Here is a 17,312-nt window from a genome sequence, read left to right on the forward strand (position 1 = left end):
AAGCCGGCGGCGGGCTGAACGCGCAATATTCCGAGAACAGACGGGTTTACCCTTCTTTGCACAAGGGCCGCAAAGCGGCCCTTGAATTTCTCAATGTATTCCGACGGTCATTCGTGCCGCGGCGGAGCCAGCACCTCACGGTTGCCGTTATGCCCCTGCTCGCTGACGATCCCCTGCGCTTCCATCTGCTCGATGATGCGCGCCGCGCGGTTGTAGCCGATGCGGAACTGACGCTGTACGCCGGAAATTGAGGCGCGGCGCTTATCCACCACGAACTCGACCGCCTGATCGAACAGCGGATCCAGCTCTTCGTCACCGTCAAGACCGCCGCCGCCTTCGCCATCGTCGCCGCCGCTGATAATACCTTCCTTATATTGCGGCCGCTCACGCGCTTTCCAATCCTTGACCACCGCATGCACTTCCTGATCGCGCACAAAGGCGCCGTGCACACGCACCGGAATCGACGAGTTCGGCGCCAGGTACAGCATATCGCCCATCCCCAGCAGCGACTCCGCGCCGCCCTGATCGAGAATGGTGCGGGAGTCGATCTTGCTCGATACGGTAAAGGCGATACGCGTCGGGATGTTGGCCTTGATCAGGCCGGTGATCACATCCACCGACGGACGCTGAGTCGCCAGAACCAGGTGAATCCCCGCCGCACGCGCTTTCTGCGCCAGTCGGGCGATCAGTTCTTCGACCTTTTTACCGACGGTCATAATCAGGTCGGCAAACTCGTCGACCATCACCACGATATACGGCTCTTTCTCCAGTACCGGCGGCGTAATATCCATGCTGTCCGTTGGTTTCCAGAACGGATCCGGAATCGGACGTCCCATGGCTTCCGCCTGGTCGACGCGCTCGTTATAACCGGCAATGTTACGTACGCCCAGCGCGGACATCAGCTTATAGCGACGCTCCATTTCCGCTACGCACCAGCGCAACGCATTGGCCGCATCTTTCATGTCGGTCACCACGTCGGTCAACAGGTGCGGAATACCTTCGTAAACCGACAGCTCCAGCATTTTCGGATCGATCATGATAAAGCGTACGTCTTTCGGCGTGGCTTTATACAAAATGCTCAGAATCATGGCGTTAACGCCGACCGACTTACCGGAACCGGTGGTACCGGCCACCAGCAGGTGCGGCATTTTGCCCAGATCGGCCACCACCGGCTCGCCGGAGATATCCTTGCCCAGTACGATGGACAGCGGCGACGGGTTATCGCGGAATGCCGGGCAGTCCAGCACTTCACGCAGATAAACCGTCTGCCGCTTGGCATTCGGCAGTTCCAGACCGACATACGGCTTGCCCGGAATGACTTCCACCACGCGCACCGCCGGCGTTGACAGCGAACGCGCCAGGTCACGCGACAGGTTGGAAATACGCGCGGCCTTCACGCCCGGCGCCAGATCCAGTTCAAAACGGGTGATTACCGGCCCCGGCAGAATATCCACCACCTCGGCCTTCACGCGGTAATCCGCCAGGCTGGCTTCCACCAAACGCGCCTTCTGTTCCAGCGCGAACGTATCCACCGGCTCAATATCTTTCGGCGCTTCGGTCAGCAGTTCCAGCGTCGGCAGCGGCGTGGTCGGTTTCTCCAGCGGCTGATCGTTACGCATCAGGAACGGGTGAATCAGGCTGTCCATTGCCGGCTGCTGCGGCGCGGCCGGTTGAGCCGATTGCTGCTGCGGCTGCTGATACGGTTGCTGAGCTTGCTGCTGACCGTGATAAGGCTGCTGCTGACCCTGAGATTCCGGCGCCTGAGGCTGTTGATAAGCCTGCTGCTGAGTCTGGTAGGGCTGCTCATGCGGCGGCTGCGCCACGCTGCCGTCATACGGCGACGGCGCGGCGGGCTCTTCATGCGGCGACAGGGTGAACAGCGGCTCATCAGGGCCGTTATCCACCAGATCATTGACCGGCGAGAAGCTGAAGGCGTTGTTGGTTTCTACCGGCTGCGGGGTAACCGGCGCTTCCGGCTGCGGAGCCGCACCGTAGCGCGCCTGCTGCTGCTCGGCGAACGCCTTGCGCAATGCCTCTTCCTGCAGAGCATCCTCGTCATCAGCGGCGTTCGCGACAGGATCGACATGGTCATGCTGATAATCCGCGCCGTAACGCTGGTTCTGCTGTGCGGCGAACGCCTGACGCAGCGCTTCTTCCTGCATCGCCTCGTCATCCTGAGGGTTCACGGCGGCGTTATTCGGCGCAGGTTCTGCAGTCTGCTTGCGCTGCTCCTGTTCTGCCATCCGCTGCGAAGGCAGTTTGATACCGTAAGAAGCCAGCTCGCGACGCGTCGGGATACGCACCGGATTAGGGCGCGGCAGCTCAGGGCCAATACCCTGTTTTACCTGGGTATTGCCTTCACTGGTGGCGCTGAACGCCGGCATAAACGTATTAGCCGCGGCGGCGGCTGCTGCCGCAGCAGCGGCGGCATCCATTGCAGGTTTGGCAGCGGCGACGGATGATGAAGCCCCGTCAGTCACGTCCGGAACTGCATTATTGTGCCCGCTCTCTGCCGACGCCGCCGAGAAATCAAACGGCGAGGCGGCAGGCTGCTGAGGCGCCGTTGCCCGGTTCCAGTCCCCCAGACGCGGCTCATCATCGCCCTGCTGAACCTCTGCCGGACGCGGGGTTTTCGGCACCGGCGTCTCTTCAGGAATTTCAAACGAGTACAGCGGCGGCGCGTTATCTTCCGGCTGCGCACTCATCGGATGCTGATTCACGGAGGCCGGCGCGGCTGGCGCCGTCGTCACCGCAGGCGCAGCTGCCGGCGTCGCCGGAGCCACTGGAGCCACTGGAGCCGCAGTCTCTGAGGAAGTAGCAGCGGCCGGTGCGGCCGGCGAAATCTCTTCAGACGCCGGCGCAGCAGCGTTGGTCGCCGCGTTAGCCACGTCCGCGACCTCATCGTCGTCATTAGCTCGCAGGCCGCTGAGCAGCGGATCCGCCGTTTCATCGGCATCGGCAGACGGCTGAGCGCTCTCTTTTACGGAAGGCGCGCTGAACAGCACGTCATCGGCATCGGCCGTATGCGCGGCAGCTGCTGCGCTGGCGGCGGCCGCTGCGCCCTTGCCGTCGTTTTCCGGCGTTTCGGCGTACAAGTCGTCTTCATCGTCACGATAGCGATCGTCACGGCGCGAACGGTTGGTCATAAAGGTGGCGATGCCCAATACGGCCCCGCCGATCTTCTCGGCAATCACCAGCCATGACCAGCCGGTAAATAGCGTCAGGCCCGCGGCCCACACGCACAGCAGCGCCAGCGTCGCGCCGATGCCGTTGAACCACGGCAGCATCGCGTTGCTCAGCAGGCTGCCGATCACGCCGCCGGAGGCAAAGTAATAGAGATCGTCGACATTCAGCGCCGCCAGCCCGCACGAGGTGAGCACCAGCGCCAGCGTGCCGATCAGGCGCAGTGAAAGCGCAAAATAGTCAATATAGTCGCGGGTATCGCGCTGCCGGTAGGCAACCCAGCACAAGATCAGCGCGATCGGCGGGATCGCGTAAGCGAGCACCCCGAAGGTGAAGAACAGCGTATCGGCCAGCCAGGCGCCCACGCCGCCGCCAAGATTATGAATCGGCTCATGCCACGCCGTCTGCGACCAGCTGGGATCAGACGGGTTGAAGCTGACCAGCGCAGCCATGAGGTAAACGGCAAAAATCGCCACCACGATCAACGCAGCTTCCAGCAACCGACGGCCACTGCTGAGTTTCTTCAAGGTAACTTCTTTATCTTCTGTGTATTCCTGGCTCAAGAAAGGCTCTCCAGGTTCCTGTTAGCGGATAGAGTAACAGCGCCGAGTTGTTTCCCCGGCGCCAAAACTGTATGAATAAACAGGAGTGTAACGAATTTAATCAGGTTTTGCACCTGCACCTTACCGTGTTTTGATAACCAGACGGTTACTCTGTTTCACTTCTTCCATCACCACGTAGGTGCGGGTGTCGTTGACCCCCGGCAAACGCAGTAAGGTTTCGCCAAGCAGCTTACGGTAAGCTGACATATCCGGCACGCGGGTTTTCAACAGATAGTCGAAATCACCGGACACCAGATGACACTCCTGAATCTCTTCAAGCTTCTGTACTGCCGAGTTAAATTGCTCGAACACATCTGGCGCGCCGCGGTTCAGCGTGATTTCCACGAAAACCAGCAGTGATGCATCCAGATAGTGCGGGTTCAGCAATGCAGTATAGCCATGAATGAACCCCTGACGCTCAAGACGACGTACGCGTTCCAAGCATGGCGTTGGGGATAACCCCACGCGCTTAGAAAGCTCAACGTTCGAAATACGCCCATCCTTCTGTAACTCATTGAGGATGTTGCGGTCGATACGGTCAAGATCTTTACCCGGGCGTTTCTTATTGTCTGCCATTATTATTGTCTCTCTTATTTCTTCCTTACACTTGCCAAACCCTAGCCAACGTCACTGTGTAGGGACTTGTTTCAAGCGAAGACCCGATTTTTGTTATATGCAGTCGATTGCGCAGAGCAATCTGCCGCACACAATGCTTCTTCACTATCCTCTTTTGCCGCGTCACAGCCTGTCTGTCAAACTCTGCGCGCGGCGATAAAACGATCTTCATCGTTAAGAAAGAAGCGCGCCTGTTTAAGGCGCAATCCCCCCTGCCCTGCCCAGCGCCCGCCTGATGATGAAAAGGCGAACGATCGGCTGTTGCTGCGGGGATAATTTCTTCTTCCTCTGATGTTTTCGCAAATGCGCAGCGGATTGTCAAAGTAAAAGAAGCAAAATCAGAAGAACGTACCGTCGAGAAAAGCGTTAACCCCTTTTTTAGTTATGAACCGCTGGGTTAAAAAGCGCCGCCATCGCGGCATGACGCAGAGAAAAGCACCGTTTTTAGCCCTCGTGGGCCAGAGTGCAGTAATGACACCGGTGTTTTTTACCTCGATATTAGAATTAATAGTCCGCAACTATCAGACAAATCGATAACAACCGTTACAGGTGCTTTTTTTACTTCACTATTTTCCCTACAATCGATGCCATTGTCCGCCATCGTGGGAAAAGAGGTTATTCATGGGCACGGCTAAACATAGCAAGTTATTGATTCTGGGCTCCGGCCCGGCGGGCTACACCGCAGCGGTGTACGCCGCGCGTGCAAACCTGCAGCCGGTGTTGATTACCGGCGTAGAGCAAGGCGGTCAGTTGACCACCACGACCGACGTGGAGAACTGGCCGGGCGACGCCAACGACCTGACCGGCCCGGCGCTGATGGAACGTATGCGCGAGCATGCGGAAAAATTCCAGACCGAGATCGTCTTCGACCATATCAACGGCGTTGATTTGCAACAGCGTCCGTTCCGCCTGACCGGCGACAGCGGCGAGTACACCTGCGACGCGCTGATTATTGCTACCGGCGCCTCCGCACGCTATCTGGGTCTGCCAAGCGAAGAAGCCTTCAAGGGCAAAGGCGTTTCCGCCTGCGCAACCTGTGACGGCTTCTTCTACCGCAACCAGAAAGTCGCCGTGGTCGGCGGCGGCAACACCGCCGTTGAAGAAGCGCTGTATCTGTCCAACATCGCCGCGGAAGTGCATCTGATCCACCGCCGCGACAGCTTCCGTTCAGAGAAAATTCTGATCGACCGGCTGATGGAGAAAGTGAAAAACGGCAACATCGTGCTGCATACCGATCATCAGCTCGACGAAGTGCTGGGTGATGAAATGGGCGTTACCGCCGTACGCATCCGCAGCACCAAGCAGGAAAACGAAACGCAGGAGCTGGCCGTTGCCGGCGTATTTATCGCCATCGGCCACAGCCCGAACACCGCCATCTTCGGCGATCAGCTGGCGCTGGAAAACGGTTATATCAAGGTGCAGTCCGGTATTCACGGCAATGCGACCCAGACCAGCATTCCGGGCGTGTTCGCCGCCGGCGACGTGATGGACCATATCTATCGCCAGGCGATTACCTCTGCCGGCACCGGCTGTATGGCGGCGCTGGATGCCGAGCGTTATCTCGACGGCATCGCACAGGCGGAAGTCTGCTGATCCCAGCCAAACATGACCTAACTTGACAAATAAGGCGGCCAAAAGGCCGCCTTATTTCTTTTCAGCCTGCACGGTGACGAGGTAACATTGAGCTTCACTTGTGTCCTTCAACGTTGAAGAAAACACTTTTTTAACAGCATGTTAACCTGGCCTGTACCAACAGGCGTCGGCGACGCAGATACTCCCAATGAAAAAAACCAGACAGCACCAGTTGACCCAATGGCTTAAAACGCAAAGCACGCTGGCCAAGCGGTGGTTGCGCCTTTCCATGCTGCTGGGGTTGTGCAGCGGCCTGTTAATCGTAGCGCAGGCCTGGCTGCTGGCTTCACTGCTCCATGCCTTAATCATCGACCATACGCCCCGCGAACAGCTGACCTCATCATTTATCTGGCTGGCCGCCGCTTTTGTCCTGCGCGCGCTGCTCAGCTGGCTGCGGGAACGGGTGGGTTTTATTGGCGGCCAGGTGCTGCGGCGGGAAATACGCCGGCAGGTGCTGGACAAACTGCAACAGCTTGGCCCGGCCTGGGTGCAGGGTAAACCGGCCGGCAGTTGGGCGACGATAATCGTCGAACAGATTGAAGATATGCAGGATTATTACTCGCGCTACCTGCCGCAAATGTATCTGGCGGTGTTTATCCCGCTGCTGATCCTGATCGCCGTTTTTCCGATTAACTGGGCCGCCGGGCTGATCCTGCTGGCGACCGCGCCGTTAATCCCGCTGTTTATGGCGCTGGTCGGCATGGGCGCCGCCGATGCCAACCGCCGTAACTTTGTCGCGCTAGCGCGCTTGAGCGGCAGCTTCCTTGACCGGCTGCGCGGGCTGGACACCCTGCGCCTGTTCCACCGCGGGCAGGCGGAAACCGCGCAGATCGCCCGCTCCTCCGAAGACTTCCGCCGCCGCACCATGGAAGTGCTGCGCATGGCGTTTCTCTCCTCTGCGGTACTGGAATTTTTCGCCTCCCTGTCAATCGCCGTGGTCGCAGTCTATTTTGGCTTCTCTTATCTGGGGGATCTGAACTTCGGCAGTTACGGCCTCGGCGTGACGCTGTTTTCCGGCTTTTTGGTGCTGGTGCTCGCGCCGGAATTTTTCCAGCCGCTGCGCGATCTGGGCGCGTTTTACCACGCCAAGGCGCAGGCGGTCGGCGCCGCAGAGGCGTTGGAAACCTTCCTCAATGCAGAAGGCGAACAGATCGGTCAGGGCACACTGACGCTGGACGATGCAATCCCGCTCACGCTGGCCGCCGATCGGTTGGAAATTCTGTCGCCGCAGGGCGTCGTACTGGCAGGGCCGCTGACCTTCACCCTGCCCGCCAATCAGCGCATCGCGCTGGTAGGCCTCAGCGGCGCGGGCAAAAGTTCGTTGCTGAATTTGCTGCTGGGGTTCCTGCCCTACCGCGGCTCCCTGACGGTAAACGGCAACGAACTGCGCGAACTGAACGCTGAAAACTGGCGGCAACAGCTGGGCTGGGTCGGGCAAAACCCGCATCTGCCGGCGCAAACGCTGCGCGACAATATTCTGCTCGGCAATCCGCAGGCCGATGAACCGCAATTACTGCAGGCGGTGGAACAGGCTTACGTCAGCGAGTTCTTGCCGCAGTTGCCACAGGGGCTGCAGACGGAGCTTGGCGACAGCGCCGCCCGCCTATCGGTCGGCCAGGCGCAGCGGGTGGCCGTCGCCCGCGCGTTAATCAGCCCGCGTCGGCTGCTGCTGCTGGATGAGCCGGCCGCCAGCCTGGACGCCCACAGCGAGCGTCTGGTGATGCAGGCGCTGGATGCCGCGTCACGGCGCCAAACTACCCTGCTGGTCACCCACCAGCTGGAAGATACCGAGGATTTCGACCAGATTTGGGTCATGGATAACGGAAAGATCGTTCAACAGGGCGACTACGCCAGCCTGAGCGCCCAGCCGGGGCTGTTCGCCACCTTAATCGCACACCGCAGCGGGGAGCTATAATCATGCGCGTTTTACTGCCGTTTCTGGCGCTATACCGCCGCCATGGGTTCCTGATTGCGCTGGGCATCGTGCTGGCGATTATCACTCTGCTGGCCAGCATCGGCCTGCTGACCCTGTCCGGCTGGTTCCTCGCCGCCTCGTCGCTGGCCGGGCTGGCGGGACTGCTCACCTTTAACTATATGCTGCCTGCCGCCGGCGTACGCGGCGCGGCGATCTTCCGCACCGCCGGCCGCTACGCCGAGCGCGTGGTCAGCCACGACGCCACCTTCCGGGTGCTGGCGCACCTGCGGGTCTTCACCTTCAGCAAGATTCTGCCGCTATCGCCCGGCGGCATCGCCCGCTTCCGTCAGGCCGAGGTGTTAAACCGGCTGGTGGCCGACGTTGATACGCTGGACCATCTGTACCTGCGGGTAATGTCACCGCTGATCAGCGCGGCCGTGGTGATCGTGGTCGTCACCTTTGGCCTGAGCTTTGTCGACCAGACGCTGGCGCTGATCCTCGGCGGCATTCTGCTGTTATTGCTGCTGCTGGTGCCGCCGCTGTTTTACTCCGCCGGCAAACCGATCGGCAGCGAACTGACCGTCCTGCGCAGCCAATACCGCACCGGGCTGACCGCCTGGCTGCAGGGCCAGGCCGAGCTGGTGGTGTTCGGCGCCGTAAACGATTTCCGCCACGCGCTCGATCAGGTTGAACAGCGCTGGCAGCGCCGCCAGTGGCAACAGGCGTCATTAGGCGGTATGGCGCAGGCGCTGATGATTTTAGCCGGCGGACTGACGGTGACGCTGCTGCTCTGGCTGACCGCCGCCGGCGTCGGCGGCAATAGCCAGCCCGGAGCGTTGATCGCGCTGTTCGTATTCGCCGGACTGGCCTCGTTTGAAGCGCTGATGCCGGTTGCCGCCGCTTTTCAGCATCTCGGCCAGGTGATCGCCTCCGCCACCCGGGTAAAACAGCTGATCGAACAGCAGCCCACCGTCGATTTCCCCGTAGCCGGCCCTGCAACAGCGGCCAGCGCGACGCTGCAGCTGCGCCACATTGATTTTACCTATCCGGGGCAACCGCAGCCGGTACTGCAGAATGTTGAACTGGAGGTCGCCGCCGGGGAGCATATCGCCCTGCTGGGACGCACCGGCTGCGGCAAGTCCACGCTGCTGCAGCTGCTGACGCGTGCCTGGGACGCCGACGGCGGCGATATTCTGCTCAACGGCCAGCCGTTAGCCCGCTACGATGAAAGTACGCTGCGCGCCATGACCACGGTGGTGAGCCAGCGGGTGCATGTCTTCAGCGACACGCTGCGTGAAAACCTGCGGCTGGCGGCGCCGGAGGCGGACGACGAAACTCTGCAACAGGCGCTGAGCCAGGTCGGGCTGGACAAACTGCTGGAAAACGAAGGGCTGAACGCCTGGCTCAGCGAAGGCGGCCGTCAGCTGTCCGGCGGTGAACAGCGGCGTCTGGGCATCGCCCGCGCGCTGTTGCATTCAGCACCGCTGTGGCTGCTGGATGAACCAACCGAAGGGCTGGACGCTGAGACCGAACAACAGATTCTGGCGCTGCTGCGTCAGCACTGTCAGGGCAAAACGCTGATCCTGGTGACCCACCGCCTGTACGGCCTGGAGCATATGGACCGCATCTGCGTGATGGACGGCGGCCGTATCGTCGAACAAGGCGATCACGCCACGCTACTGCGCCAGCGCGGGCGGCTATGCCCAGTTCCGCCAACGTATCAGCAACGTCTCGCTGTAACGCGACGCTAAGAGGTGATATGCGCATAGTGAAACTGTCGCCGCACTCCGTCGCCTTCCCTTCAGCGGAGGGCGCGCTGCGCGATCCTAACGGCCTGCTGGCGATTGGCGGCGATCTGAGCGCGCCACGCCTGCTGGCCGCTTACCAGCGCGGCATTTTCCCCTGGTATTCGCCGGGCGAGGCGATCTTGTGGTGGTCGCCGGATCCGCGCGCGGTGTTATACCCGGCCGAGCGCCATATCAGCCGCAGCTTCAAACGCTTCCTGCGCGCCAACCCGTTCCGCATTACGCTGAACCATGACTTCGCCGCGGTGATTGCCGCCTGCGCCGAACGGCCGCAGGACGGCACCTGGATCGGCCCGGAGGTACAGCGCGCCTATCTGCATCTGCACCGTCTGGGCTACGCCCATTCGGTCGAGGTTTGGCAAGATGACGCACTGGTCGGCGGCATGTATGGCGTCGCTCAGGGCGCGCTGTTCTGCGGCGAGTCAATGTTCAGCCGCGTCACCAACGCCTCAAAATGCGCGCTGATGGCGTTTTGCCGTCATTTTGCCGCTTTTGGCGGGGAATTGATTGACTGTCAGGTGTTGAACGCGCACACTGCCTCGCTTGGCGCGAGGGAAATTTCCCGGCGCAGTTTTTTACAGCAGCTCAGCGAGCTTCAGCGCCGACCGTTGGCGGCAGAGTGCTGGGCGGCGCAAGTGATACCCCCACAGCAGGTTTAACCGTCCTCACCGACAAACTAATTTGCGGAAACGGTGCATTGTTCACCGACACATCTTTACATAATGTGGGTTTTTCGGCATTATCTTGCCGGTTAAAAACTAAGGTAGTTACACCTAGAGGATTCGATGGCCAAAGAAGACAATATTGAAATGCAAGGCACCGTTCTTGATACGCTGCCGAACACCATGTTCCGCGTTGAATTGGAAAACGGGCACGTGGTTACCGCTCATATCTCCGGTAAAATGCGTAAAAACTATATCCGCATCCTGACGGGCGACAAAGTCACTGTAGAGCTGACCCCGTACGACCTGAGCAAAGGCCGCATTGTCTTCCGTAGCCGTTAATCGGCTGACCGGTCGCCAGTCCGTGGCGACGCTGAGGATGTAAATCCCGCCCTGAGCCCTTTCCGTTTACCCCCGCCGCAGCGTTCAGCACTGAGTTGCAAGTGCGTAGGTAAACTGAGAGGGCTCACTCATATTCATTGCGCGCAGTCCGGCGCATAAAAAAGCGATGCCGAAGCATCGCTTTTTTTATTACCGCATCATACCGTTGCCGGATTAATGCACGCCTTCATCCGCTTTACGCTTCTGGGCGCTGAGGAAGTGATAGGTCAGCTGCTGGGTATCCGGATCCAGCTCAACCTTCACTGAACCACCATCCACCAGAGAACCGAACAGCAGCTCATTCGCCAGCGGTTTCTTCAGGTTTTCCTGCATCACGCGCGCCATCGGACGCGCGCCCATCGCACGGTCATAGCCTTTCACCGACAGCCAGTCGCGCGCTTCATCGCTGACCTCCAGCGAAACGCCTTTGGCGTCCAGCTGCGCCTGCAGTTCGACAATAAACTTGTCGACCACCTGCTGGATCACCGCCGTTGACAGATGGTTGAACCAGATAATGTTGTCCAGACGGTTACGGAATTCCGGCGTAAACACTTTCTTGATCTCTTCCATCGCATCGGTGCTGTTGTCCTGCTCAATCAGGCCAATGGATTTACGTTCCGTCTCGCGCACCCCGGCGTTGGTGGTCATCACCAGGATCACGTTGCGGAAGTCGGCCTTACGACCGTTGTTATCGGTCAGCGTACCGTTATCCATCACCTGCAGCAGCAGGTTGAACACGTCCGGGTGTGCCTTCTCGATCTCATCGAGCAGCACCACTGCATGCGGATGCTTAATCACCGCATCGGTCAGCAGGCCGCCCTGATCGTAGCCGACATAGCCCGGAGGCGCGCCAATCAGGCGGCTGACGGTATGACGTTCCATATACTCGGACATATCAAAGCGCAGCAGCTCGATATCCAGCGCCTTCGCCAGCTGTACCGTCACCTCGGTTTTACCGACGCCGGTCGGGCCGGCGAACAGGAAGGAACCGACGGGCTTACGCTCATGCCCCAGACCGGCGCGGCTCATTTTGATCGCTTCGGTCAGCGCTTCGATAGCCGGATCCTGACCGAACACCAGCATCTTCAGGCGGTCGCCCAGGTTTTTCAGCACGTCGCGGTCGCTCGCCGAGACGGTTTTCTCCGGAATGCGCGCAATGCGCGCCACCACGGATTCAATATCCGCCACGTTGACGGTTTTCTTGCGCTTGCTGACCGGCATCAGACGGCTGCGCGCGCCGGCTTCATCAATCACGTCGATCGCCTTGTCCGGCAGATGACGGTCGTTGATGTATTTCACCGACAGCTCCACCGCCGCACGCACCGCTTTGGCGGTATAGCGCACATCGTGATGCGCTTCGTATTTGGTTTTCAGACCGTTGATAATCTGCACGGTCTCTTCCGGCGTCGGTTCGGTAATATCGATCTTCTGGAAGCGCCGCGCCAGCGCGCGATCCTTCTCAAAGATATTGCTGAACTCCTGATAGGTGGTGGATCCGATCACCCGGATCTTGCCGCTCGACAGCAGCGGTTTGATCAGGTTGGCGGCATCCACCTGCCCGCCGGAGGCTGCACCGGCGCCGATGATGGTGTGGATCTCATCGATAAACAGGATGCTGTTCTGATCCTGCTCCAGCTGTTTGAGCAGCGCCTTGAAGCGCTTCTCGAAGTCGCCGCGGTATTTGGTGCCCGCCAGCAGCGAGCCGATATCCAGTGAATACAGGGTGCAGTCCGCCATCACTTCCGGCACGTCGCCCTGAACGATACGCCACGCCAGCCCTTCGGCAATCGCGGTTTTACCCACGCCCGACTCCCCCACCAGCAGCGGGTTGTTCTTGCGGCGGCGGCACAGTACCTGAATCGCGCGTTCCAGTTCGCGGTCGCGGCCGACCAGCGGATCGATGCCGCCTACCCGAGCCAGCTGATTGAGGTTGGTGGTGAAGTTTTCCATACGGTCTTCCCCTCCGGACTGCTCTTCGTTGATCGGGTTCTCCGCGTTGTTCGGCGCCTGGCCCGGCTCGTCTTTACGCGTACCGTGCGAAATAAAGTTCACCACGTCCAGACGGCTGACGTCATGCTTGCGCAGCAGATAGGCCGCCTGCGACTCCTGTTCGCTGAAAATCGCCACCAGCACGTTGGCGCCGGATACTTCACTACGGCCGGAGGATTGCACATGGAATACCGCACGCTGCAGCACGCGCTGGAAGCTGAGCGTCGGCTGGGTGTCGCGCTCTTCTTCGCTGGCCGGCAGCGTCGGCGTGGTTTGTTCGATAAAGGCTTCCAGCTCCTGGCGCAACGCCGCCAGATCCACCGTACATGCCTCAAGCGCTTCTCGCGCGGCAGGGTTGCTCAGTAACGCCAGCAACAGGTGCTCCACGGTCATAAACTCGTGTCTGTGCTCACGCGCTCTGGCGAAAGCCATGTTGAGACTGAGTTCCAGTTCTTGATTGAGCATAAGCACCTCCCCAATAGATTGCCTTAATCAGGCTTTTTCCAGCGTACAAAGCAACGGATGCTCGTTCTCCCTCGCGTAACGGTTCACATGAGCGACCTTGGTCTCCGCCACCTCGGCGGTAAACACACCGCAGATCGCCTTGCCTTGATAGTGCACCGTAAGCATCAGTTGCGTTGCGCGTTCAATATCATAAGAAAAGAACTTTTGCAGAACGTCAATCACAAATTCCATCGGAGTGTAATCGTCGTTGTTAAGTATAACTTTATACATTGACGGCGGTTTTACCGCATCGATTTGTTTTTCTTCGGCCAAGTGTTCAAAATTCAGCCAATCGTTGCTATTGCCCATCGCTGCTCATCTTCTCTTGTCTACCCCAAGATATGGGGGCGCATTCAGGTTATTCAAACGGGGATCTCTACTATTTTATCATCTTCGCCCTCTCTTCGCCGCAGGGAAAGCGCCGATAAAAACGGCGGCGATCGACGTCGATTGCATGGCAATAGCGTTACCTGCTTCAAACTTTGAGGAACTGCCGCCCCCTGTCAAAAGCCGATCGCTTGACGTGATGATCAGATGTTCTAGAGTGTAATTTCGTGAGCTGCTGGTCTTTTAACCACTTTTTGGCTCATCTGAAAATCAGTTATTCATCTCACTTAAAATAGCGTTGCGAGGGATGTAGAAACATGGAGACGGGTACTGTTAAATGGTTCAATAACGCCAAAGGTTTCGGCTTTATCTGTCCGGAAGGCGGTGGCGAGGATATTTTCGCTCATTATTCGACGATCAAAATGGATGGTTACCGGACGCTGAAAGCCGGTCAACAGGTCAGATTCGACGTGCATCAAGGCCCGAAGGGCAACCACGCCAGCCTGATTGAGCCGCTGGAAAGCGAAGCGGTAACCTGAAGGCGGCGCACGCCGCCGCCCTACCAAAATGCCAGCCACATCGGTGACTGGCATTTTTCATCACCGCCGGACGGCCCTTATTCTCGCGCCAGCGCATCAATCGGGTTAAGACGGGCGGCATTGCGCGCCGGCAGATAGCCGAACACTACGCCGATACCGGTGGAACAGATAAACGCGCTGAGCAGCGCCGCCGGCGGGAAGCTTATCTGCCAGCCCGGCAATACCAGCTGCACCAGCAGGCCGATGGCGAACGACAGGCCGATGCCCAGCGCACCGCCCACCAGACACACCAGCACCGCTTCAATCAGAAACTGCTGCAGCACGTCGCCGGAACGCGCGCCGACTGCCATGCGGATGCCGATTTCACGCGTACGCTCGGTGACCGACACCAGCATGATATTCATCACCCCGATACCGCCGACCACCAGCGAAATCACCGCCACCAACGTCAGGAACAGCTGCAGGGTGCGGGTGGTTTTCTCTGCGGTCTGCACCAGGCTGTCCATGTTGTAGGTAAAGAAGTCTTTCTTGCCGTGGCGCAGCGTCAGCAGGCGCGTCAGCTGCTGCTCCGCCTCCTGGCTGTTGTAGCCGTCGCGGATGCGTACGGTGATCGAATCAAAATAGGCATTGCCCATCAGCCGGTTGGCCATGGTGCTGTACGGCACCCAGACGCTCAGGGTTTTGCTGCTGCCGAACATCGACTGCTTCTCCTGGGCGACGCCCACCACCGTTGCCGGCATATTGCCGACCAGAATCACCTCGCCGACCACCTCTTTCTGATGCGGGAACAGACGGCGCTTGGTATTGGCGTCGATCACCACCACCTGCGCCTGCGACTGCACCTGCAGCTGGTCGATGCCGCTCCCCTGGTTGAATGTCATACCGTAGACGCGGAAAAACTGTTCGCTGATGCCGGTCACATTCGCCGCCGCATCCACATTGCCCATGCGCAGCCGCATGCTGCTGCCGATGGTCGGTGACAGCGCGCCGACGTACGGCTGTTCACGCAGCGCATCGAGATCGTCATACTTCAACGACTGGCGATAGGCCGGATCGTCATCGCCAAAATCTTTGCCCGGATAGATATCGACCGTATTAGTGCCGATCGATTTGATATCCGCCAGCACCATCTGTTTGGCAGCGTCGCCGATCACCAGAATGGAGACCACCGAGGCGATGCCGATGATAATCCCCAGCATGGTCAGCATGGTGCGCATTTTATTCGCCGCCATCGCACGCCAGGCCATCACCAGCGCTTCGCGAAAACGTCCGCTCGCCTGCTGCCAGGAGGGCGCCGGCGTCGCCAGATCCAATGACTTGGCCTGCGGATTCGGCATGCCTGCCGGCCGGGAGTCGTTAATGATCTCGCCGTCGCGAATTTCAATGATCCGCTCCGCCTGCTGCGCCACCGTCGGATCGTGCGTGACGATAATCACCGTATGCCCCTGCTCGCGCAGCTGCTTGAGGATCGCCATCACCTCTTCGCCGGAGTGGCTGTCCAGCGCCCCGGTCGGCTCATCCGCCAAAATCACCTGGCCGCCGTTCATCAGCGCCCGGGCGATACTGACGCGCTGCTGCTGCCCGCCGGACAGCTGGCTCGGCTGGTACGCGACGCGCTCCCCCAATCCCAGCCGCTGCAACAGCGCCGTGGCGCGTTCGCGCCGTGCCGCTTTGCCCAGCCCGGCATACACCGCCGGCACCTCGACATTGTGCGAGGCGCTCAGATGCGGCAGCAGATGGTAGCGCTGGAAGATAAAGCCGAAATGTTCACGCCGCAGCGCCGCCAAGGCATCACCGTTCAACGTGGCCACATCCTGCCCCGCCACGCGGTACGTGCCGGCGCTCGGCTTATCGAGACAGCCGAGAATGTTCATCAGCGTCGATTTGCCGGAGCCGGAAGCGCCGATAATCGCCACCATTTCGCCGGCGTCGATGCTCAGCGTCACGTTCTTCAGCACCTCGACGGTCTGTTCGCCAGACTGATAGCTGCGGCAGATACCGCTCAGCTCAAGCAGCGTTGCCATCAGTTGGCCTCCGCGCCGCCGCGGTTAACGATAACCTCGTCGCCGACCCCAAGCCCTTTGATAATCTGCACGTCTATATTATTACGCATGCCGATGGTCACTTCGCGCTTCTCTTCCTTGCCCTGCTTCAGCACCGCCACATAATAGCGGTTATCGGCAATTTGCTCGCCCAGCGCCGCCAGCGGGATCGCCATCGCCTGGCTGATGCCGCCCAACTGAATGTGCACCTGTGCGGTCATCTGCAGACGCAACAGCCCCTGCGGGTTCGGCACCTCAAAACGGGCATAGTAGAAGATGGCGTTGTTGACCTTCTCCGGCGTCGGCTGAATGTCTTTCAGCACACCGTCAAAGCGTTTGTTCGGGTCGCCCAACACGGTAAACCAGGCCTTTTGCCCCGGCTTCAGGTGAATAACGTCGGCTTCGGACACCTGCGCCTTCACCAGCATGGTGCTGAGATCGGCCAGCGTCAGAATGTTCGGCGCCTGCTGCGCCGCAATCACCGTTTGCCCCTGCAGGGTGGTGATCTGCACCACGTCACCGTCCATCGGCGCTTCGATGCGGGTGTAGGCCAGGTTGATTTTGGCCGTATCCAGGCTGGCCTGATTACGGGCGATTTGCGCCTTGATACTCTCCACCTGCGCCTTTTTCACCGCCAGTTCGCTGGTGTATTTATCCAAATCCTGACGCGATACCGCCTGCACACGCGACAGCGCGCGATTGCGCTGCAGGGTGACCGCCGCCAGATGCTGCTCGGCCTGCGCCTGCTGCAGCTGGGCATGCAGTTCGCGCAGCATCGCCTCGCTTTCGCGGATGCTGTTTTGCGCCTGCTGCGGATCGATCACCCCCAGCAGCTGGCCCTTCTTCACTTTATCGCCAATTTCAACCGTCAGGCTTTCCAACTGGCCGCTGACCTGCGCGCCGACGTCAACTTTGCGTACCGCATCCAGCTGACCGGTCGCCAGTACGTTTTGCTGCAGGTCGCGCTTGGCCACCTTCACCGTTTTATAGTCCACCGCTGCCGGCTGACGGAAAAACCAGAATGCCGCCACGGCGATAACCACCAGTCCCACGATGACGATCGTCCTGCGTCGTAGACGTCCCATAAACTTCATAAAGTGGTATATCCTTTTGTTT

11 protein-coding genes and 1 pseudogene are annotated in these 17,312 nt (G+C 59.6%); 6 read left to right on the forward strand and 6 right to left on the reverse strand.

What is annotated here, in order from left to right:
• Positions 1-107: 107 nt before the first annotated feature.
• Together FO014_RS02085 and lrp are read right to left on the reverse strand one after the other, a co-directional pair.
• A complete protein-coding gene (locus FO014_RS02085; protein WP_160027435.1) occupies positions 108-3,746 on the reverse strand; it encodes a DNA translocase FtsK 4TM domain-containing protein in 3,639 nt (1,212 codons plus the stop codon).
• 120 nt (positions 3,747-3,866) lie between these two features.
• Complete coding sequence (gene lrp, locus FO014_RS02090) at positions 3,867-4,361, reverse strand: leucine-responsive transcriptional regulator Lrp (protein ID WP_004928318.1); 495 nt, start codon at positions 4,359-4,361, stop codon at positions 3,867-3,869.
• Positions 4,362-5,021: 660 nt separating this feature from the next.
• Here lrp and trxB point away from each other — a divergent pair.
• From trxB to infA, 5 genes and pseudogenes are all read left to right on the forward strand, one after another.
• On the forward strand, positions 5,022-5,993 hold the full coding sequence (trxB, locus tag FO014_RS02095) for a thioredoxin-disulfide reductase (protein WP_105230509.1): 972 nt from the start codon (positions 5,022-5,024) through the stop codon (positions 5,991-5,993).
• A gap of 187 nt (positions 5,994-6,180) precedes the next feature.
• Positions 6,181-7,947 (forward strand): heme ABC transporter permease/ATP-binding protein CydD, encoded by a 1,767-nt coding sequence (cydD, locus tag FO014_RS02100; protein WP_160027437.1) that lies wholly within the window; start codon positions 6,181-6,183, stop codon positions 7,945-7,947.
• Positions 7,948-7,949: 2 nt separating this feature from the next.
• A pseudogene (gene cydC, locus FO014_RS02105) lies at positions 7,950-9,687 on the forward strand (heme ABC transporter ATP-binding protein/permease CydC).
• Between the two features lie 19 nt (positions 9,688-9,706).
• Complete coding sequence (aat, locus tag FO014_RS02110) at positions 9,707-10,411, forward strand: leucyl/phenylalanyl-tRNA--protein transferase (protein ID WP_160027441.1); 705 nt, start codon at positions 9,707-9,709, stop codon at positions 10,409-10,411.
• A gap of 126 nt (positions 10,412-10,537) precedes the next feature.
• Positions 10,538-10,756: a translation initiation factor IF-1 gene (gene infA / locus FO014_RS02115; protein WP_002211347.1), complete on the forward strand. Its 219-nt coding sequence runs from the start codon at positions 10,538-10,540 to the stop codon at positions 10,754-10,756.
• A gap of 213 nt (positions 10,757-10,969) precedes the next feature.
• Here infA and clpA read toward each other — a convergent pair whose 3' ends face one another.
• Together clpA and clpS are read right to left on the reverse strand one after the other, a co-directional pair.
• Positions 10,970-13,249: an ATP-dependent Clp protease ATP-binding subunit ClpA gene (gene clpA, locus FO014_RS02120; protein ID WP_105230505.1), complete on the reverse strand. Its 2,280-nt coding sequence runs from the start codon at positions 13,247-13,249 to the stop codon at positions 10,970-10,972.
• 27 nt (positions 13,250-13,276) lie between these two features.
• Positions 13,277-13,597, reverse strand: coding sequence for an ATP-dependent Clp protease adapter ClpS (clpS, locus tag FO014_RS02125; RefSeq protein ID WP_105230504.1), 321 nt, complete (start codon positions 13,595-13,597; stop codon positions 13,277-13,279).
• 335 nt (positions 13,598-13,932) lie between these two features.
• Between clpS and cspD the strand changes: the two genes are divergently transcribed.
• Positions 13,933-14,154: a cold shock-like protein CspD gene (gene cspD / locus FO014_RS02130; protein ID WP_015671737.1), complete on the forward strand. Its 222-nt coding sequence runs from the start codon at positions 13,933-13,935 to the stop codon at positions 14,152-14,154.
• A 77-nt stretch (positions 14,155-14,231) separates the two neighbouring features.
• Here cspD and macB read toward each other — a convergent pair whose 3' ends face one another.
• A complete protein-coding gene (gene macB, locus FO014_RS02135; RefSeq protein ID WP_105230503.1) occupies positions 14,232-16,178 on the reverse strand; it encodes a macrolide ABC transporter ATP-binding protein/permease MacB in 1,947 nt (648 codons plus the stop codon).
• On the reverse strand, positions 16,178-17,290 hold the full coding sequence (gene macA / locus FO014_RS02140) for a macrolide transporter subunit MacA (protein ID WP_160027443.1): 1,113 nt from the start codon (positions 17,288-17,290) through the stop codon (positions 16,178-16,180). The genes macB and macA overlap by 1 nt, the downstream gene beginning before the upstream one ends.
• Between the last annotated feature and the right edge of the window lie 22 nt (positions 17,291-17,312).

Origin of the sequence: Serratia rhizosphaerae, from assembly GCF_009817885.1 — a bacterium.
GTDB classification, from domain to species: domain Bacteria; phylum Pseudomonadota; class Gammaproteobacteria; order Enterobacterales; family Enterobacteriaceae; genus Serratia_B; species Serratia_B rhizosphaerae.

Excerpts from the sequence above, each read along its gene's own strand:
- trxB (WP_105230509.1), top strand. The coding sequence starts at position 5,022 with ATGGGCACGGCTAAACATAGCAAGTTATTGATTCTGGGCTCCGGCCCG.
- cspD (WP_015671737.1), top strand. The coding sequence starts at position 13,933 with ATGGAGACGGGTACTGTTAAATGGTTCAATAACGCCAAAGGTTTCGGC.
- macB (WP_105230503.1), bottom strand. The coding sequence starts at position 16,178 with ATGGCAACGCTGCTTGAGCTGAGCGGTATCTGCCGCAGCTATCAGTCT.
- clpS (WP_105230504.1), bottom strand. The coding sequence starts at position 13,597 with ATGGGCAATAGCAACGATTGGCTGAATTTTGAACACTTGGCCGAAGAA.
- macA (WP_160027443.1), bottom strand. The coding sequence starts at position 17,290 with ATGAAGTTTATGGGACGTCTACGACGCAGGACGATCGTCATCGTGGGA.
- lrp (WP_004928318.1), bottom strand. The coding sequence starts at position 4,361 with ATGGCAGACAATAAGAAACGCCCGGGTAAAGATCTTGACCGTATCGAC.
- cydD (WP_160027437.1), top strand. The coding sequence starts at position 6,181 with ATGAAAAAAACCAGACAGCACCAGTTGACCCAATGGCTTAAAACGCAA.
- infA (WP_002211347.1), top strand. The coding sequence starts at position 10,538 with ATGGCCAAAGAAGACAATATTGAAATGCAAGGCACCGTTCTTGATACG.
- clpA (WP_105230505.1), bottom strand. The coding sequence starts at position 13,249 with ATGCTCAATCAAGAACTGGAACTCAGTCTCAACATGGCTTTCGCCAGA.
- aat (WP_160027441.1), top strand. The coding sequence starts at position 9,707 with ATGCGCATAGTGAAACTGTCGCCGCACTCCGTCGCCTTCCCTTCAGCG.